We start from the raw sequence: 17,408 nt of genomic DNA on the forward strand, positions 1-17,408 counted from the left end.
CATCATGAGGTCGATCCCGGCCCGACGCGACGATTCCGACTGCCAGGTCAGCGAGGACCCGTCGGCCCCGCTCGCACTGCGCGGCACCGCGCGTGTGCTCATCGCCTCCACGCGTGCGGCCGACGGCACCTACGAGGACCGCACCGGTCCGCTGCTCGTGGACTGGCTGCGCGGGCGCGGCCTGGACGAGGTCGACAAGCGCGTGGTCGCCGACGGACCCGACGTGGGCGCGGGGCTGCGCGAGGCGATCGACGCAGGGATAGACATCGTCATCACCTCCGGCGGCACCGGCGTCAGCCCCACCGACGTCACGCCCGAGCAGACCGCCCCGGTGCTGACCCGTGAGATGCCCGGCGTGCTCGAGGCCGTGCGCCGACGGGGTGCCGAGAAGACCGCCACCTCCCTGCTCAGCCGCGGACTGGCCGGGATGGCCGGGGACAGCTTCGTGGTGAACCTGCCCGGCTCGCGCGGCGGGGTGAAGGACGGGATCGCCGTGCTCGATCCGATCCTCGACCACCTCCTGGACCAGCGCGACGGGGGAGGGCATCCGGAGCAGGAGCAGGCTGGGCCCGGGCATCAGCAGGATGAGCGGGCTGCTGCGGGGTCTGCCTCCGCACCGACCGTCGATGCCAGCCGCGGCGCGACGCCCTTCGGGGGGCCGCTCGAGGAGCTGCGGATCCCTGGGGACCCCGAGATGGGGCCGGCTCAGGAGCGCGTCCTGGTCGCCTCCGTGGGTGAGGACGCGGTCTCCGTGGCCGCCCTGATCGAGGCGGTGGAAGACCCCCGCTGCGGCGCCGTCGTCACCTTCGACGGCGTGGTGCGCGACCACGACGGCGGCCGCGGCGTCGAGCGCCTGGAATACACCGCGCACCCCGGCGCGGCCGACGTGATGGCCGAGGTGGCGCGTGAGATCGCCGAGCGCTACCCGGACACGCTGGTCGCCGTCGCGCACCGCTACGGACCGCTGGAGATCGGGGACAGCGCCCTGGCGTGCGCCGTCGCGGCCCCGCACCGCAAGCAGGCCTTCGTGGCCTGCGACGATCTCGTGGACACCGTCAAGCAGCGTCTGCCGATCTGGAAGCACCAGCACTTCGAGGACGGCGAGGACGAATGGGTGGGCGCACTCGGGTGATCGGGTGCTGGACACCCTCCCGTCACCTGCGATGGCTACGGTGAACGCATGCGCATCCTCCACCTCAGCGACACCCACCTCTATGGCGATCCAGCCGCCCGTCACTACGACCGCATCGACACCACGGCGGCGCTGCGCGGGCTGCTCGAGCGCTTCGACGCGGTCACGGGCCTCGATGCGATCGTCCACACCGGCGACGTCTCCGAGGACGGCACCGCGGAGAGCTACCGCCTGCTCCACGAGATCCTCGAGCCCTTCGCCGCCGCGAAGGACGCGACCCTCGCCGTGGTGATGGGCAACCACGACGTCTCCGCGACCTATGGGGAGACCATCGCGCTCGGCGATCGGGGCACCTCCGTGCAGGACAGGGTGGTCGCGGTGCCCGGCGGCGGCCGCATCGTGGTGCTCGACTCCAGCGTCCCCGGAGCGGGCTACGGGCATCTCGAGCCCGAGCAGCTGACCTGGCTCGGCGAGGTGCTCGCGGGGCCGGCCCAGGGCGCGCCCGGTGAGAGGGATGCGGCCGCAGGAGAACCAGCCACGGGCGGAACGGTGCTCGCGATCCATCATCCGCCGCTGGTCGGGGCGACCAAGCTGCTGCGCGGGCTGGATCTCGACGGGCTCGACGAGCTCGCGGGCGTCCTCGAGGGGACCGACGTGCGGATCGTGCTGTCCGGGCACTACCACCACGAGATGACCGGCGCCATCGCCGGGATCCCGGTGCACGTGGTCCCGGGCATCACCAATGTGGTCGACCCCGTGACGTCAGGGGACCGCGAGCAGTCTCGAGCCCAGTCCGGTGCGAGCCTCATCGAGATCGGCCAGGGCGCGCCCCGCGTGGTGACGTCGGTGTTCCCCAACCTCGGGGACGACCTGGACGATGCGGAGATCCCGGTCTACGACTTCGGGCCAGAGCAGGTCACGGCGATCGTCGAGGCCGCCGGGCGCTGACGCTGGTCGCCGGCTCCGAGCGCCGACGCTGGCTCCGAGCGCTGACACCGGGTCTGGGAACGACGAAGCCCCTGCGGATCATCTCCGCAGGGGCTTCGTGATGCAGTGGGGACGGCTCAGTAGCCGAAGCCGTAGGGACGCACGCCCTGGGTGCTGAGGGGGGTCGTGACGGTCGGGGTGCTCGCGGAGTTGCCGTGGCGGGCGGCGCCGGACTCGACGATGTCCTGCGCGACGCGGGAATCGGAGCGGCGGCGGAGCGCGGCGGTGAGGGTGCGGAAGATAGCCATGGTGGGGGCTCCTGTGGTTCGGAGGGGGAGAGGACCGCGCCCTGGATCGCAGGTGCCGCAGCCGGTTCGATACCCCCATATCTATCACCGCGCCGACGCCCGGTCACGCCCTCGGAGGGCACTCATTGCCAGGGTCACAATAAAGGTGTGACCTGGTGCGCATCAGCAAAATGTGCAGGACTCGTGCCGGTCGGTGCCGATGGGTGCAGAGGCGCTCAGGTGGACGGCTCCTTCGCAGTCAGAGCGAGTCGGCTGGCGCTCAGAGCGAGCCGACTGGATGGTTCGCAGGAGCAGGAGCAGGAGCAGGAGCAGGAGCAGGAGCAGGATCGGGAACGGGGTCAGGGGGTGATCGAGCGCGATGTTCGCGTCGGGCGTACTGGCGCATGTCCGCCTCCCCAGCGCGGTCCTCGACCTCCTGAGTGCGACCCTCGAGCAGCTGCCCGGACATTCGTTTGGCGGTCGGGACGCTCGACCTCGGCTCGGCGAAAACGGCCGGACCAGCGATTATCCCCGGGGCGACCACGGAGCTGATGGGTCTGCGGCGGCTGTGAGGGCGGCGAAGGGGTCGAGGGGGAGGTGCGATCAGGGCCGATCCTCCGGGTCCTCGCGCGTCGGGTGGAACCCGAGGACACGTCCCGGATCTGGCACTCGTCTTGCATGAGTGCCAACACGGTCCTAGAGTTGGGCTCGTTGGCAGTCGACGGCCGAGAGTGCCAGAAGCTGCCGCAGAGGGATCCTCCTCGATCGGCACCGCGACGACGATCGGGACCGGGATCCCTGAACCCCAGAACTCACAGAGTCATCTCTTCATGAAGGAGTGAGCCGCATGTCGGTCTCCATCAAGCCCCTCGAGGATCGCGTCGTCGTCAAGCCGCTCGAAGCCGAGCAGACCACGGCCTCCGGTCTTGTCATCCCGGACACCGCGAAGGAGAAGCCCCAGGAGGGCGAGGTCGTCGCCGTCGGCGCCGGTCGTTTCGACGACAAGGGCCAGCGTGTGCCCATGGACGTCAAGGTCGGCGACAAGGTCGTCTTCTCCAAGTACGGCGGCACCGAGCTGAAGTACGGCACCGACGAGTTCCTCGTCCTCGGCGCTCGCGACATCCTCGCAATCATCGAAAACTGAGCGGACTGAATCTTTAATGGCTAAAGAGATCATCTACAACGAGGACGCACGACGCGCCCTCGAGCGTGGCGTGGACAAGCTCGCCAACACCGTCAAGGTGACGCTCGGCCCCAAGGGCCGCAACGTCGTCCTCGACAAGAAGTGGGGCGCTCCCACCATCACGAACGACGGCGTGACCATCGCCCGTGAGATCGAGCTCGAGGATCCCTACGAGAACCTCGGCGCTCAGCTCACCAAGGAGGTCGCGACCAAGACCAACGACGTGGCCGGCGACGGAACCACCACCGCCACCGTCCTCGCCCAGGCCATCGTGCACGAGGGTCTGCGCAACGTCACCTCGGGCGCCGCTCCGTCGGCCCTGAAGCGCGGCATCGAGAAGGCCGTTGACGCCCTCTCCGAGAAGCTCGGCGAGATCGCCACCCCGGTCGACGGCAAGGAGCAGATCGCGTCCGTCGCGTCCGTCTCCAGCCAGGACCGCGAGATCGGCCAGCTGCTGGCCGAGGCGTTCGACAAGGTCGGCAAGGACGGCGTCATCACGGTGGAGGAGTCCTCCACCACCGCGATGGAGCTCGACTTCACCGAGGGCATGCAGTTCGACAAGGGCTACATCTCCCCGCACTTCGTCACCGACGGAGACCGCCAGGAGGTCGTCCTCGAGGACGCCCTCGTGCTGCTGCACCAGGGCAAGATCTCGGCCGTGGCCGACATCCTGCCGCTGCTGGAGAAGGTCGTCGAAGGCGGCAAGCCGCTCTTCGTCATCGCTGAGGACGTCGACGGCGAGGCCCTGTCCACGCTGGTCGTCAACAAGATCCGCGGCACCTTCAAGGGTGCGGCCGTGAAGGCTCCCGCGTTCGGCGATCGTCGCAAGGCGATGCTGCAGGACATCGCGGTGCTCACCGGCGCGCAGGTCGTCACCTCGGACCTCGGTCTGGACCTCAAGACCGTCGGCACCGAGGTGCTCGGCCAGGCCGGCCGCGTCGTCATCACCAAGGACTCCACCACCATCGTGGGCGGCGCCGGCGATGACGAGGCCGTGTCCGACCGTGTCGCGCAGATCCGCGGCGAGATCGAGAACACCGACTCCGACTGGGATCGCGAGAAGCTCCAGGAGCGCCTCGCGAAGCTGGCCGGCGGCGTGTCCGTGATCAAGGTCGGGGCTCACACCGAGGTGGAGCTCAAGGAGAAGAAGATGCGCATCGAGGACGCGGTCTCCGCGACCCGCGCTGCCATCGAAGAGGGCATCGTGGCCGGTGGCGGCAGCGCCCTGGTCCAGGCCGCCTCCGTGCTCGAGGACAGCCTCGGCCTCGAGGGTGACGAGGCAGTCGGCGTCCGCGCCGTGTCCCGCGCCGTCGTCGAGCCGCTGCGCTGGATCTCCGAGAACGCCGGCCTCGAGGGCTACGTCGTCGTCGAGAAGGTCAAGGCGGCTCAGGTCGGTCACGGCCTGAACGCCGCGACCGGCGAGTACGTCGACCTGGTCGCCGCAGGCATCATCGATCCGGTGAAGGTGACCCGCAGCGCGCTGCGCAACGCGGCCTCCATCGCCGGTCTGGTCCTCACGACCGAGACCCTCGTGATCGAGAAGCAGGAGGACGAGGAGGCGTGATCGCGCCTCGAGCCGACCGCTAGGTCGCTCGCGTCCATCCGACGGGCGGGCAACACGGGGAGACCCGTGCTGCCCGCCCGTCGGCATGTCCCCGGGAGTCCTGTCCCCAGCAGTCCAGGACACCTCCGTGGCAACAGTTCGCGGAGAAGTGCACCTGCACCGCAGATCACAAGGCGGCCCCGGCGGGCGCGACGTCGAACGCGATCACCTGGAATCCACCGGGAGCCGACGATCGATCAGTGATCTGCCTGTGTTCGGGCGGCGATCGACCAGTGCGCATCGGAGCGCGCGGAACAGCCGGGAAACTCGCCGTCCGACCTGCGGCGAGAACTGATTCCTGCTGCCCCGCGCGGCTTATCATGGGCTGGTCCTGACATGTCGATGCTCGGAGGAGGAGTGGTGATCAGCAGCCCCGATTCCGCCCATCCCGCAGAGGATGACAGTCGGCCCACCCGCACCTTCGGCCCTCCGGCGGGAGTCGTCCTCGGCACCCTCGGTGTCGGCTTCGTCTTCGTCGTGGTCCTCGAGTTCCTGGTGATCATCAGCTTCGTGGGCCAGCGGCTGTGGAACGACCCCGCGCTGCTGCGGGATCTGGTGTTCACGATGCCTCTGCTGCTGTGGGTCCTGGTTGCGGCCGGCTCGGCGGTGTTCTGCCTGCGCATCCTCACCGCCTGGCTGCAGATCGACGAGGAGGGCTTCGTGCTGAGGAGCCTTGCCCGTCACACCCGGACGGTGCGCTGGGACGAGGTGGGGCAGGTCATCGCCGTGCGGGACATCGACCGCGGCGCCAGCCCTGCGGAGATGCTGGACGCCTCCGAGACCACCTATGACGGGGTGTACGTGATGGATGGCGCGGGCCGACGGGTGCTCGCGGTCTCCAGCCGGTTCTTCGGCCCCCGGGCCCAGGAGATGACCCTCCGCCGCGCCCGCGAGGCGGGAACGACGATCGACCACATCGACGCGATCACCGTGAAGGACCTGCAGGAGCAGGCGCCGCAGGCGCTGAGCTTCGTGGACCGCCACCCCAACCTGCTGCTCCTGCTGCTCGCGGCCTTCTACATCTTCCACAACGTGCTGACCTTCGCCGTATGGGGTCTGTGAGCGAGCGACCCTCTGTGAACGAGCGACCCTCTGCGAGTGAGCGACCCGGTCGCGCCGCGCGGAAGCGGGCCCGCAGGCGTCCGCCGCCGCTGCCCCAGCGGGAGGGCCTCGATGCCGTGCGCTGGCTGATCCCGCGTGATGCGATGCCGGCTGCTCCCGCTCTCGACGCCCTGCAGGCGAGGTTCCCGGCGCTCGCGGACCTGCAGGCGACGGACCTGGCCGCACGGCTCGCGCGAGGTGACGTCGTGGACGCCGAGGGCAGACCCTGGGCGGCCGCTGCGACCGTCGGCCCAGGGGACGAGCTGTGGTTCCACCGGGAGCTGCGCGACGAGGAGGTCCCGCACGTCGAGCTGTCGATCCTGCACCACGACGAGCACCTGCTCGTGCTCGACAAACCGCACGACATGGCGACCATGCCGCGCGGCGCCCATGTGCTCTCCAGCGCCCTGGTGAGGCTGCGCCGGGCCACGGGGATCGACGCCCTGGTACCGCTGCACCGCCTGGACCGGCGCACCGCCGGCGTGCTCGCCTTCGGGATCCGACCCGAGGAGCGGGCCGCCTACCAGCAGCTCTTCGCCCGCGGCGAGGTCGCCAAGGTGTACGAGGCGCGGCTGCGGCCGCGCCACCTCCTCCGGGAGGGGGACGTCCTGCTCGACCACCTGCTCAAGCGGCAGGGCGAGCTGTGTGCCCGGGTGCTGCCGGGGGAGCCGAACGCCGAGACCCGCGTGGGCGAGGTGGTCCCGGAGCCGGGCGGGACGGTGCGCGTGTCGCTGCACCCGCGCACAGGCCGCACCCACCAGCTGCGTGTGCAGCTCTCCTCCCGCGGGGCGCCGATCCTCGGGGACGATCTGTACGGGGTCACAGAGCCTGCGCCAGTGCCGGACGGGCCGGACGGGCCGGACGGGCCAGACGGGCCGGACGGGTCTGGCCTGCCTGCTCTGCCTGACGGGCCCCACCTGCCGCTCCAGCTGCTCGCGCGGAGCCTCGCCTTCCGGGATCCGGTGACCGGTACGGAGCATTTCTTCGAGAGCGGGAGAACCCTTCGAGGACCGACGCCCGGCCAGGACCAGCTGTGATGTCCAGGGAGATCGGCCAGTCGGGTGACCTGCGCCGCCCCCTGCCATCGCCGCCGGAGTGCGTCCTGCGTCCGCGACGTACGCTGTCGCCGTGACCGCCCCGCAGCCCTCTGATGCCGCCCTCGCCGCCCCCTCCCCGCGGCGCACGCGCGGTGGGGCCGTGATCGTCGGCCCCACGATCCGTGCCCGCTATGTGCCCGGCGCCCTGATCGGGCTGCCGCTCGTCTCCGTGCTGCTGTCCCCCTTCGCCGCTGCCGGGATCCAGCAGTGGCGCTTCGGCCGCCTGCGCGAGGGGCACGACGCCCTGCTCGAGCAGCTCCTCGCCCCCGCCTGGATGCAGCTGCTCCTCGGGGCGCTGCTGCTGTGGGCCCTGTTCGCGCTGTGGGGGATCGTGCCGATGCTCCTCACCCATCGCGTGGTCCATCTCGACGAGGCATCCGGGACGCTCGCCCTGCGCAAGGGCCTGCGAACGGTCGATCGCGCGGAGCTGGGCCAGCTCGACTACGCGGTGGGGGAGGCCGAACGGGGCAGCATCGCCCTGATCGGGATCCGGGACGCGGAGCATGCTCCTGGCGCTGCGCCCGCCCGTCCGCGCAGCCGGGGCGGCGAGGCGTCGACGAGCCGGCAGTGGGTGGTCCAGGAGATCGGTTGGGACGCGGCCTCCTTCGACGGGCTGCGTGCCCTGCAGACGCTCTCCGGCCTGCGCCCGGCCCCGCCTCGTGCGGTGCTCGTGCGGGAGAACCGTCGGCAGCGGATCGCCCGCGCGAACCATGAGCTCGCAGATCGCCTCGGCATGCCGTGGCGCCCGGAGTACGAGCGCGACGAGACGGCGTTCCGCGACGAGTTCGATCGCGTCCGGCGCGTCCTCGGCGGCAAGGAGAAGCCCCGACCGGGAGATCCTGCGTAGCCCGGTCGGGGCTGGTCATCGTGAGGGCTGGTCCTCCCTGCTCGGGGGAGCGGCTCAGAAGAGCGCGCGCAGGATGAGCACCACGACCGCGCCGATGCCGGCCGCCGCCGGCAGGGTGATGATCCAAGCGAGGGCGATCGGTCGCATGAGCTTCCAGTTCGCCGCGCGGTTCACGATGCCCACACCGAGGACGGCGCCGATGAGGATGTGCGTCGAGGAGACCGGCAGTCGCAGCACGGAGGCGAGCATGACGACCGCTGCGGCGGCGAGCTCGGCGGCGAAGCCGGAGGACGGGTGCATCGAGGTGAGCCCGGTCCCGACCGTCGCGATCACCTTGCGGCCCACGAACCACAGACCCGAGATCAGCGCGATGCCGAAGGCGATCAGCACGGCCGTGGGGACGGCGGCCTCCGCGGAGATCTCGCCGGTGCTCAGCACGTCGAGCACGGCCGCGAAGGGGCCCACGGCGTTGGCGATGTCGTTGGCGCCGTGGCTGAAGGCGAAGGCCGAGGCCGTGAACACCTGCATCCAGCTGAACATGATGAAGGTGGCGCGGGAGATGGACTGCTTCTTCAGCGAGCGGGCGAAGACGGTCACCGCCATCCACACGGCCATCCCGACCATGGCGAGCAGCAGGATGCCGCCGCCGATGGAGAGGTCCAGGCCCACGTTCTTCAGGCCCTTGAAGACGAGCATCGCGGCGATCACCATGGCGGCACCGGCGGCCAGCGGCGGGACACGCTTCTCGAGCGCGTGATACGCGGCCCTGCGCTCGAGCTTGCGAGCCGCCTTGCGCTTCTTCTTGGAGAGGCCCGCCGCGAACTCGGCGAGCTGCGCGCCCGGGCTGCCCGGCGAGAGGTCGAGAGTGGCGGACTCGGCGAAGGCGGCCTGCTGCAGCTCGCTCACGCGCTCGGAGGCCGCCATGTGGCTCCGGTCCTCCGCCGTGAGCTCGCCGTCCTCGTCATCGTCGTCATCGTCGTCGTCCTCGTCCTCGTCCTCGGCGTCGTCGAAGCCGTGCGAGCCCAGTGCGATCGCCCGAGCGGCGGGCGCCAGGATGTGGCGCTTGATGGCACCGAACAGGAGGAAGGCCGAGATGCCGCCGAGGAGCGGGGAGAGGACCCAGGAGATCGCGATCTGGCCGATCTCGCCCCACTGCACCATCTCGAGCCCGCCGGTGCCCGTGACGAGTCCGGTGGTCACGGCGGCGCCGACGATGCCGCCGATGATCGCGTGCGTGGTCGAGACGGGCCAGCCCATCTTCGTCGCCAGCAGCAGCCAGACGGCGGCGCCCAGCAGGGCGGACATCATGATGTAGGCGAAGGACTGCGGATCCATGTGCATGGAGTCGATGTCCACGATGCCGCTGCGCACGGTCTCGGTGACCGAGCCGCCCGCGAGCACGGCACCGGAGACCTCGAACACGGCGGCCACCATGAGCGCCTGCTTCATGGTGAGGGTGCCGGCGCCGACACTGGTCCCGAAGGAGTTGGCGACGTCGTTGCCGCCGATGTTGAACGCCATGAACAGGCCGAAGAGGATCGCGAGGACCAGCAGGATCGGGTTCACCCCGGGCCCGGTGTGGAGGAACGACCAGAGGGCGAAGGACACCACGGTCACCACGGTGACTGCTCCGGCACCGAGGTGCCAGTTGCGGTCGGGGCCGAGGAAGCCCGCTGTCACGGGGGGATCGGCGGGATGCTGAACAGTCGTGCGGGGCATCGTCAGGCTCCCGGGGTGTGGAGGAGTCAGGGCTGGACCGGTGCTCGGCACCGAACTTCTGCCCCAGGGTGGGACGCCGTCACTCTAGAACACGAGACGGTGACTGCGACAAAGACAGCAGTCCAACGACGCATGTCCGCTCGGGGCACCTGCGGGGATCGCGCGGCACGTGAGCAGGCGCTCCTCCTCGCCCTCGGCCACGAGTGATGCGCGCCATGCCGCTCATCGGTGCGCAGACCACGCGGGAGACATGACGAACCCGCTCCACGGGGCGCAGCGCCCCTGGGGTCACCGAGGTCGCGCTCGAGGTCGACGCGGCCGCAGCCTGATCCGCCTCCCGCCAGCCCGTCTCCGGGCGGGTCGTGCGTCGTGGGCAGAACCACGTCGGACGGCCCGCCCTCCCGGGCTCCGTGGCCGGTAGCATTCCTGCATGACGAGCGCGGATCCCTTCGGTTTCATCGGACTCACCTACGACGACGTCCTGCTTCTCCCGGGGGAGACGGACGTGATCCCCTCCGAGGCGGACACCACGAGCCGCCTCACACGGGAGATCTCGCTCAAGGTCCCCTTGGCGAGTGCGGCGATGGACACCGTCACCGAGTCGCGGATGGCCATCGCCATGGCCCGCCACGGCGGCATCGGCATCCTGCACCGCAACCTCTCCATCGAGGACCAGGCCCATCAGGTCGACCTCGTCAAGCGCACGCAGACCGGGCGCATCACCAATCCTGTGACCATCGGTCCGGAGGCGACCCTCGAGGACTTCGACGCGGTCTGCGGCCAGTACCGCGTCTCCGGCCTTCCCGTCGTCGACTCCGCCGATCTCCTCATCGGCGTCTGCACCAACCGCGACCTGCGATTCATCCCCGTCGCCGAGTGGGGCACCACCAAGGTCGCCGACGTCATGACCACCGAGCTTTTCACGGCCCCGGAGGGCGTCACCCCCGAGGAGGCGACCGCGCTCCTGCGCAAGAACAAGCGCGAGCGACTGCCCCTGATCGACGCGGACGGCCGCCTCACCGGTCTCATCACGGTGAAGGACTTCGTGAAGTCCGAGCAGTTCCCCGATGCCTCCAAGGATGCCCAGGGGCGCCTGCTGGTCGGTGCCGGCGTCGGTTTCTTCGGCGACTCCCTCGAGCGGGCGGGCGCCCTGCGCGATGCCGGGGTCGATGTCCTCGTGGTCGACACCGCCAACGGCCACGCCCGTCTCTCGCTCGAGATGATCCGGACGATCAAGACGGACCCGTACTTCGCGGGTGTCCAGGTCATCGGCGGCAACGTCGCCACCCGCCCCGGGGCGCAGGCCCTGGTCGACGCCGGGGCCGATGCCGTCAAGGTCGGTGTGGGCCCGGGATCCATCTGCACCACCCGCGTGGTCGCCGGCGTCGGCGTTCCTCAGGTGACCGCGATCCACGAGGCCTCCAAGGCCTGCGGACCAGCAGGCGTCCCGCTGATCGGCGACGGCGGCCTGCAGTACTCCGGCGACATCGCCAAGGCGCTCGTCGCCGGTGCGGACACCGTCATGGTCGGCTCGCTGCTGGCCGGTACCGAGGAGTCCCCGGGGGAGGTCGTGCTCATCGGCGGCAAGCAGTACAAGGCCTACCGCGGCATGGGCTCGCTCGGGGCCATGTCCTCGCGCGGCAAGCAGTCCTTCTCCAAGGACCGCTACTTCCAGGCCGACGTGCCCACCGACGACAAGATCGTGCCCGAGGGCATCGAGGGCCGTGTCTCCTACAAGGGACAGCTCGGCACCGTCGTCCATCAGCTCACGGGCGGTCTGCACCAGTCGATGTTCTACGTCGGCGCGAACACCGTGCCCGAGCTCAAGGAGCGCGGGCAGTTCGTGCGCATCACGGCGGCCGGGCTCAAGGAGTCCCACCCCCACGACATGGCCGCCATCATGGAAGCCCCGAACTACTCCTCGCACTGACGGCGCCTGCCGGTCTCTCACGGCATCGAGGGCTGACCGCCTTGCCTGGGGGAATATCCCCAGGCAGGCGTCAGGTCCGCCGGGTGGGATGCACCCGGTCCCGGTTCGTAGGCTCGATCCCATGAGCACGCAGATCGCCTCCGCCCCGCCCGCTCCGTCGTCGGCCCGCACCGCGCTCCCTGGCGGCGCAGCATCGGCGGGCCGTCCCGAGCCGGCGGACGGTTCCGTCGCCCGTGCGGGCGGGCTGGCCCCCAGCGCCCGGGCGTCCTCCTGGTCGCTCGCCCTGTCGCTGGTCGCCCTGCTCGGCTCGGTGGCTGCCATGGCGGGGGTCGGCCTCACCGTGGTCCCCATGGGGACGGCATCTGGCTACTACCTCACCGATACCCCGGTCGCCTATCAGTGGGCGGTGCTGGCGGCCTTCGGCTCGTTGCTGCTGTGGATGGTGCTCGGCCTGGCGGCGATCGTGCTGGGCATCGTGGGTCTCACGCGGCGTTCGGGGCAGGTCCGCGCGATCGTCGCGATCGGCCTCGCGGTGATCGCCCCGGTGCTCGCCGTCCTGACGCTGATGGGCTCGATGGCGCTCGGGGCCGACGGACTGCTCTGAGCGTCGGCCGGTCGGTCGCCGTGAGGTCCGCCGCGGCAACGTTCGCCGTGGCACGGCTCGTCGCACAGAGGTCCGTTGTGGAGGACGCCTCGCTGTGGATCGGCGTGGAGCGTCGGCCCTGGCCTCTAGGCTGGTCGCATGAACGCACCCTCGTCCTGGATCGACGCCCCTCTGCTCGGATTCGACACCGAGACCACCGGAACGAACGTCGCCTCCGACCGGATCGTCACGGTCGCCCTCGTGCACTCGGTGGGGCCCGGCCGCGAGAACGAGACCGTCGCGACCTGGCTCATTGACCCTGAGATGGACATCCCCGAACCGGCCCAGCGGGTCCACGGCATCAGCACCGAGCATGCCCGGGCGCACGGCATGAAGGCGGCCGCGGCGCTCGAGGAGGTCGTGACCATGATCGCCGAGGCCCTCGGCAAGGACGTGCCGCTGGTCGCCTTCAACGGCGGCTTCGATCTCGCGATCCTCGAGAACGAGCTCACGCGCCTCGGCCTGCCCACCCTCGCCCAGCGCCTGGGGCACGACATCGCCCCGGTGATCGACCCGCTGGTGGTCGATCGCGGCGTGGACCGCTATCGCAAGGGGAAGCGCACCCTGACCGACATGCTCGCGCTGTTCGGGATCGAGCAGGACGGCCGGCTCCATACCGCCGACGTGGATGTCTCCGCGACCCTCGACGTGCTGCGAGCGATCGTGGCCAAGCATCCGCAGCTGGCCGCCTCCTCCCTCGCGGACCTGCACCGTGAGCAGATCGGCTGGCACCGCACCTGGGCGGAGAACTTCAACAAGTTCCTCGAGAAGAAGGGCAAGACGCCCGACGTCAACACCAACTGGCCGCTCTGAGCCGGAGCTCGTCGCAGGGCCCGACTCCGGTTCCCACGTCGCGACGGGAGACCGGGCCCGGGAGCCATCGGGCCGACGGTAGACTCCCCGTGTGATGAATGAGATCGAGATCGGCCGCAACAAGCGGGGACGCCGCAGCTACAGCTTCGATGACGTGGCGGTGGTGCCGTCCCGTCGTACGCGCGACCCCGAAGACGTCTCCACGGACTGGCAGGTGGATGCCTATCGCTTCGACATCCCGATCTTCGCGGCCCCCATGGACTCCCTGATGTCCCCTGAGACCGCGATCCAGCTCGGCGAGGCCGGCGGCCTGGGCGTGCTGGACCTCGAGGGCCTGTGGACCCGCTACGAGGATCCCTCCGCGCAGTTCGACATGGTCGCCGGTGCTTCGGATGACGAGGTCGTGCAGGTCATGCGTGACATCTATGCGGAGCCCATCAAGCCCGAGCTGATCCGCGATCGCATCCAGCAGCTGCGCGACGCGGGCGTCACCGCCGCCGGTTCCCTCTCGCCGCAGCGCACCCAGGAGCACTGGAAGACCGTCGTCGACGCCGGGGTGGACCTCTTCTTCATCCGCGGCACGACCGTCTCGGCGGAGCACGTCTCCACGGGCCGCGAACCCCTGAACCTCAAGCGATTCATCTACGAGCTCGACGTCCCGGTCATCGTGGGCGGCTGCGCGACCTACACCGCCGCACTGCACCTCATGCGCACCGGGGCGGCCGGGGTGCTCGTCGGCTTCGGCGGCGGGGCCTCGCAGACCACTCAGGAGACGCTCGGCATCTCCGTGCCGCTCGCGAGCGCCGTGGCGGATGTCGCCGCCGCGCGCCGCGACTACATGGACGAGTCCGGCGGCCGCTACGTGCACGTCATCGCCGACGGTGGCCTGGGACGTTCCGGCGATCTGGTCAAGGCCATCGCCTGCGGCGCCGACGGTCTCATGGTCGGGGCGGCCCTGGCCCGCGCCGAGGAGGCCCCCGGTCGTGGCCATCACTGGGGCAGCGAGGCGCACCACCCGACGCTGACCCGCGGCCACCGCGTCGAGGTCAGCACCGTGGCACCCCTCGAGCAGATCCTGTTCGGCCCCTCGATCGCGGCCGACGGCAGGACCAACCTCGTCGGAGCCCTGCGCCACGCGATGGCCACCACCGGCTACCTCGACCTCAAGGAGTTCCAGCGGGTCGAGGTCGTGACCACCGCATGACCTCGGGGCCGATGGCGTGATGAGTGTGCTGTCCGCCCTCGGCGACGACGCCGGGAGCGCAGGCGGCACCGAACCCCGGTGGCGCCAGACGGTGCGCCGCCCGCTCGTGGTGCTGGTGCTCGGACTGGTCGCCACGGCGGTGGTCCTGCTGCTGCTGTTCGTGCCGTTCTACCTGTACGGCTTCCCTCCCGGACAAGCGCTGGTGTGGGGGATCCTGGACGGCCCGGGCTCGCTCCTTCCCAGCAGAATCCAATGGTGGTTGAGAGACCACACGTTCATCGCTCTGCTGATCCTCTCCGGCCTCGTGCTCGTCGTCGTGCCCTGGTACGTCGCGGACGTCCGGCAGCGAGCGGAACGGCGCCTGCAGAACGCGGGATCGGCGCAGGCCTCGGGGGTCTCGACCTCGGCCGGGATCTCCCGGGAGCGACGGAGGACCTCGGTCGTGTTCACCGAGGACGGCCGCGTCGAGAGACCGGTCGGAGCGCCGGACGGCGCGGCCCGGTACAGCGTCGCGGACCTGAGGGCGATGGCCCGGGCGTCCGGCATCCCGTGGAAGAGCGCCTACGGGACCGCAGGCGGCGCTCGTGCTGTCCTCGAGATTCTCGGGGCCGTGCACGCTGGCACGACGGCGTCCTCGACGTCGTTCTCGACGTCGGACTCGACCTCTACCTCGACGTTCACGTCCACGTCCACGTCGGACTCGACCCCGGCGGGGGAACGGACCCGGGCTACGGCTCCGGAACGGACCTCGTCCCCGGAACGAGCCTCGACCCCGGCTCCTGCTCCGAGCTCTTTCTCCGAGGGCTACGCGGCACCGTCCCGTGTCCCCGTCGATGGATCGACGACGTGGCGCGGATCGGCGCCGACCGGAGCGGGCGACGATGCCGCAGCCGCAGCCGCAGCCGCAGCCGCAGCCGCAGCCGCTGGCGGCGTCGCGACGTCCAGCGCGTCTGCACCGTTCAGCGCGACCACGAGCTCGACGCCGTTGTGGACTGGCGCATTCACGTCGTCGGGGTCGGTCTATACCCCGACCTCCCTCTACGATGCCGAGCGCGCAGAACGGTCGGTGCTGGGCACGGATTCAGAGGAGGACGCGGAGGAGGCCGAGGGCGAGGTGGAGGATCGATGAGCGAGTTCAGCGGTGAGCTTCCCGTTCTGAGCAGTGAACCTCCGACGAAGCGGCGGTTCCGGATCGTCCCGGTCGCGCTGCTGCTGTCCGCGGCGGGCGCCCTGTACGCCTACGCCCCGCTGTACGGGCTGCATCTCGGCCCGAGGGTGCTGGATGACCTGCGCTATCTCGTCCTCGATCTGCGCAGCGGATTCCTCGCCCTGCTGATCGGGTTGTTCGTCCTGTTCGCGGCCCCTTTCCTGCTCAGCCGACTCAGCCGCCGCGGAGCAGGCGGTCGCCGGGGGAGAGCTCACGTGGGTTCCGCCGGAACACGGAGGGCCTCGGGAACACGGAGGGCCTCGGGATCAGGGCGAGCCTCGGGATCTGAGAAGAACGCGGGATCAGGGAGGTCCAGCGGGCCGATCTTCAGCAGCGGTTCCTCCGAGGACCAGATCGCTGTGCCCTCCATGACGCTGCGCGAGATGGGTGCTGGAGAGCGCTGGGAGATGGCTGAGGCGCTGGGGATCCCGTGGAGGGACGAGCTGATCCTCGACCATGCATCCTGGGATACGGCATGCCGCGAGGCCATCGCCCAGGAGGCAGAGCGCCTCCGCCGATGACACGATGCTGAGGCGTTTCCCGGCGCATCCGTGGGTGCTGTGCAGGACGCGATGAATAGGCTGTGCAGGACGTGAAGATCGGGCTGTGCTGGACGCGGCGAAAAGGGGAGAGGGCAGGGGTATGGAATTCGTCATCCTGATGATCTTCGTGATCGTCATCATCAAGGTCGCGAGCGCGTTCCTGGGCGGAGAATCGCGGAAGTCCGCGGATCGGCCGTCGCCCACGGGGAAGACGAGGAAGGACTCGTGGCCGGCGCCTCGGCGAGCGGCAGGTGCGCGCTCCACCACCCAGCGTTCCACCCCTACCCAGGAGACGCCTGCGCGCTCTCCCCAGCGTCCGTCGGACTCCGAGCAGCAGGCCCGCGACCCTGAGATCTGGGAGACGCTGAGCTACTCGAAGAGCGGCGAGGCGAGGCGTGGGCCGGCGGGTCGTGACTCGGTGGTGCCGGAATTCCGTTTCGGCGGCTTGCAGGACGACGTGAAGGAGCGCGGGGAGTTCCGGGAGCAGCTGCACGAGCTGTACCGGGACGACGATGTGGACGACGCCGAGTCGCCTTCCCCTCCCGCCGCGCCTGCCCCTCCCGCCGGGCCTGCAGCGCCTGCAGCGTCTGCCGTGCCCCCGAGAACCGAGGACGAAGTCCCCAGCGCGTCCTCGGAGCACGGCGCCCGGACGCCAGAGGCTGCCGAGCAGGAGCGCGCCGCGGCCTCGGCTACGGCGTCGGCTACGGAGTCGACCGTGGCGATGACCACGACGTCGACCACGGCGAAGACCGCGGACGTAGATCTCGGGACGACGCCCTCGGGTGCGGGTCCGAGCTCCTCGGGATACACCTACTCATCGATCGGGTCGGTGTACACCTCGACCTCGGTCTACTCGAGCTCCTCAGCACTGGGCCCGAACTCTGCGGAGCCGGCTGAGGCGGTGGACGGCCCAGAATCTGTTGGCGAGGCCGAGGGAACGACCGGCGACGCCACCGAGGGGGACCGACCGGCGAGGTCCTGAACCGCCCCGGCAGATCGGCAGGCCGCGGGGACGGGTCCCAGGTGTCGATGCCCGAGTCGCGACGTGGCGCCGTGGGCGGTCAGCGGGGCGAGGACGCCACCAGCGCGATGTGACTTCGTCTGCTGAATGGCGGGGTTCTTCGGTCGCTTCGTGGCGGGGTCAGGTGACACCGATGACCAGGGTGCTCTGTG

Annotated in this window: 16 protein-coding genes; 14 read left to right on the plus strand and 2 right to left on the minus strand. The window is 70.3% G+C overall.

Annotated elements, in window-relative coordinates:
- Positions 1 to 4 precede the first annotated feature (4 nt).
- Together ABD093_RS17115 and ABD093_RS17120 are read left to right on the plus strand one after the other, a co-directional pair.
- On the plus strand, positions 5 to 1,132 hold the full coding sequence (locus ABD093_RS17115; protein ID WP_343926037.1) for a molybdenum cofactor biosynthesis protein MoaE: 1,128 nt from the start codon (positions 5 to 7) through the stop codon (positions 1,130 to 1,132).
- Between the two features lie 48 nt (positions 1,133 to 1,180).
- The gene (locus ABD093_RS17120) at positions 1,181 to 2,080 is read left to right on the plus strand and encodes a metallophosphoesterase family protein (protein ID WP_343926039.1); all 900 of its coding nucleotides are present in this window, start codon (positions 1,181 to 1,183) and stop codon (positions 2,078 to 2,080) included.
- A 116-nt stretch (positions 2,081 to 2,196) separates the two neighbouring features.
- On the opposite strand, the gene ABD093_RS17125 is transcribed toward ABD093_RS17120, so the two are convergent.
- Positions 2,197 to 2,367, minus strand: a complete 171-nt coding sequence (locus ABD093_RS17125; protein ID WP_193119361.1) for a hypothetical protein — start codon at positions 2,365 to 2,367, stop codon at positions 2,197 to 2,199.
- 826 nt (positions 2,368 to 3,193) lie between these two features.
- Between ABD093_RS17125 and groES the strand changes: the two genes are divergently transcribed.
- The 5 genes from groES (at position 3,194) to ABD093_RS17150 (ending at position 8,177) form a co-directional block, all read left to right on the plus strand.
- On the plus strand, positions 3,194 to 3,490 hold the full coding sequence (gene groES / locus ABD093_RS17130; RefSeq protein ID WP_343926041.1) for a co-chaperone GroES: 297 nt from the start codon (positions 3,194 to 3,196) through the stop codon (positions 3,488 to 3,490).
- 16 nt (positions 3,491 to 3,506) lie between these two features.
- Positions 3,507 to 5,093 (plus strand): chaperonin GroEL, encoded by a 1,587-nt coding sequence (groL, locus tag ABD093_RS17135; protein WP_343926043.1) that lies wholly within the window; start codon positions 3,507 to 3,509, stop codon positions 5,091 to 5,093.
- Between the two features lie 399 nt (positions 5,094 to 5,492).
- Entirely contained in the window at positions 5,493 to 6,194 is a 702-nt protein-coding gene (locus ABD093_RS17140; protein WP_343926045.1) for a hypothetical protein, read from the plus strand.
- A gap of 14 nt (positions 6,195 to 6,208) precedes the next feature.
- Positions 6,209 to 7,270: a pseudouridine synthase gene (locus tag ABD093_RS17145; protein WP_343926047.1), complete on the plus strand. Its 1,062-nt coding sequence runs from the start codon at positions 6,209 to 6,211 to the stop codon at positions 7,268 to 7,270.
- A 91-nt stretch (positions 7,271 to 7,361) separates the two neighbouring features.
- Positions 7,362 to 8,177, plus strand: a complete 816-nt coding sequence (locus ABD093_RS17150; RefSeq protein WP_343926049.1) for a hypothetical protein — start codon at positions 7,362 to 7,364, stop codon at positions 8,175 to 8,177.
- Positions 8,178 to 8,231: 54 nt separating this feature from the next.
- On the opposite strand, the gene ABD093_RS17155 is transcribed toward ABD093_RS17150, so the two are convergent.
- Positions 8,232 to 9,896 (minus strand): inorganic phosphate transporter, encoded by a 1,665-nt coding sequence (locus tag ABD093_RS17155; RefSeq protein WP_343926051.1) that lies wholly within the window; start codon positions 9,894 to 9,896, stop codon positions 8,232 to 8,234.
- 430 nt (positions 9,897 to 10,326) lie between these two features.
- On the opposite strand from ABD093_RS17155, the gene guaB reads away from it, so the two are divergent.
- The 7 genes from guaB to ABD093_RS17190 all read left to right on the plus strand — a co-directional run bounded on the left by guaB (position 10,327) and on the right by ABD093_RS17190 (position 17,217).
- Positions 10,327 to 11,826, plus strand: a complete 1,500-nt coding sequence (gene guaB / locus ABD093_RS17160) for an IMP dehydrogenase (protein WP_193117763.1) — start codon at positions 10,327 to 10,329, stop codon at positions 11,824 to 11,826.
- 121 nt (positions 11,827 to 11,947) lie between these two features.
- A complete protein-coding gene (locus tag ABD093_RS17165; RefSeq protein WP_193117764.1) occupies positions 11,948 to 12,430 on the plus strand; it encodes a hypothetical protein in 483 nt (160 codons plus the stop codon).
- A 138-nt stretch (positions 12,431 to 12,568) separates the two neighbouring features.
- On the plus strand, positions 12,569 to 13,282 hold the full coding sequence (locus ABD093_RS17170) for an exonuclease domain-containing protein (RefSeq protein WP_193117765.1): 714 nt from the start codon (positions 12,569 to 12,571) through the stop codon (positions 13,280 to 13,282).
- A gap of 94 nt (positions 13,283 to 13,376) precedes the next feature.
- Positions 13,377 to 14,486 (plus strand): GuaB3 family IMP dehydrogenase-related protein, encoded by a 1,110-nt coding sequence (locus ABD093_RS17175; RefSeq protein ID WP_193117766.1) that lies wholly within the window; start codon positions 13,377 to 13,379, stop codon positions 14,484 to 14,486.
- A gap of 19 nt (positions 14,487 to 14,505) precedes the next feature.
- A complete protein-coding gene (locus ABD093_RS17180; RefSeq protein ID WP_343926054.1) occupies positions 14,506 to 15,615 on the plus strand; it encodes a hypothetical protein in 1,110 nt (369 codons plus the stop codon).
- The gene (locus ABD093_RS17185) at positions 15,612 to 16,214 is read left to right on the plus strand and encodes a hypothetical protein (RefSeq protein WP_343926056.1); all 603 of its coding nucleotides are present in this window, start codon (positions 15,612 to 15,614) and stop codon (positions 16,212 to 16,214) included. The genes ABD093_RS17180 and ABD093_RS17185 overlap by 4 nt, the downstream gene beginning before the upstream one ends.
- 121 nt (positions 16,215 to 16,335) lie before the next feature.
- Positions 16,336 to 17,217, plus strand: coding sequence for a hypothetical protein (locus ABD093_RS17190; protein WP_343926058.1), 882 nt, complete (start codon positions 16,336 to 16,338; stop codon positions 17,215 to 17,217).
- The last annotated feature ends 191 nt before the right edge of the window (positions 17,218 to 17,408 follow it).

Origin of the sequence: Brachybacterium tyrofermentans (assembly GCF_039526165.1) — a bacterium.
Taxonomy (GTDB): domain Bacteria; phylum Actinomycetota; class Actinomycetes; order Actinomycetales; family Dermabacteraceae; genus Brachybacterium; species Brachybacterium tyrofermentans.

Excerpts from the sequence above, each read along its gene's own strand:
- ABD093_RS17115 (WP_343926037.1), top strand. The coding sequence starts at position 5 with ATGAGGTCGATCCCGGCCCGACGCGACGATTCCGACTGCCAGGTCAGC.
- ABD093_RS17120 (WP_343926039.1), top strand. The coding sequence starts at position 1,181 with ATGCGCATCCTCCACCTCAGCGACACCCACCTCTATGGCGATCCAGCC.
- ABD093_RS17125 (WP_193119361.1), bottom strand. The coding sequence starts at position 2,367 with ATGGCTATCTTCCGCACCCTCACCGCCGCGCTCCGCCGCCGCTCCGAT.
- groES (WP_343926041.1), top strand. The coding sequence starts at position 3,194 with ATGTCGGTCTCCATCAAGCCCCTCGAGGATCGCGTCGTCGTCAAGCCG.
- groL (WP_343926043.1), top strand. The coding sequence starts at position 3,507 with ATGGCTAAAGAGATCATCTACAACGAGGACGCACGACGCGCCCTCGAG.
- ABD093_RS17155 (WP_343926051.1), bottom strand. The coding sequence starts at position 9,896 with ATGCCCCGCACGACTGTTCAGCATCCCGCCGATCCCCCCGTGACAGCG.
- guaB (WP_193117763.1), top strand. The coding sequence starts at position 10,327 with ATGACGAGCGCGGATCCCTTCGGTTTCATCGGACTCACCTACGACGAC.
- ABD093_RS17165 (WP_193117764.1), top strand. The coding sequence starts at position 11,948 with ATGAGCACGCAGATCGCCTCCGCCCCGCCCGCTCCGTCGTCGGCCCGC.
- ABD093_RS17170 (WP_193117765.1), top strand. The coding sequence starts at position 12,569 with ATGAACGCACCCTCGTCCTGGATCGACGCCCCTCTGCTCGGATTCGAC.
- ABD093_RS17175 (WP_193117766.1), top strand. The coding sequence starts at position 13,377 with ATGAATGAGATCGAGATCGGCCGCAACAAGCGGGGACGCCGCAGCTAC.
- ABD093_RS17180 (WP_343926054.1), top strand. The coding sequence starts at position 14,506 with ATGAGTGTGCTGTCCGCCCTCGGCGACGACGCCGGGAGCGCAGGCGGC.
- ABD093_RS17185 (WP_343926056.1), top strand. The coding sequence starts at position 15,612 with ATGAGCGAGTTCAGCGGTGAGCTTCCCGTTCTGAGCAGTGAACCTCCG.
- ABD093_RS17190 (WP_343926058.1), top strand. The coding sequence starts at position 16,336 with ATGGAATTCGTCATCCTGATGATCTTCGTGATCGTCATCATCAAGGTC.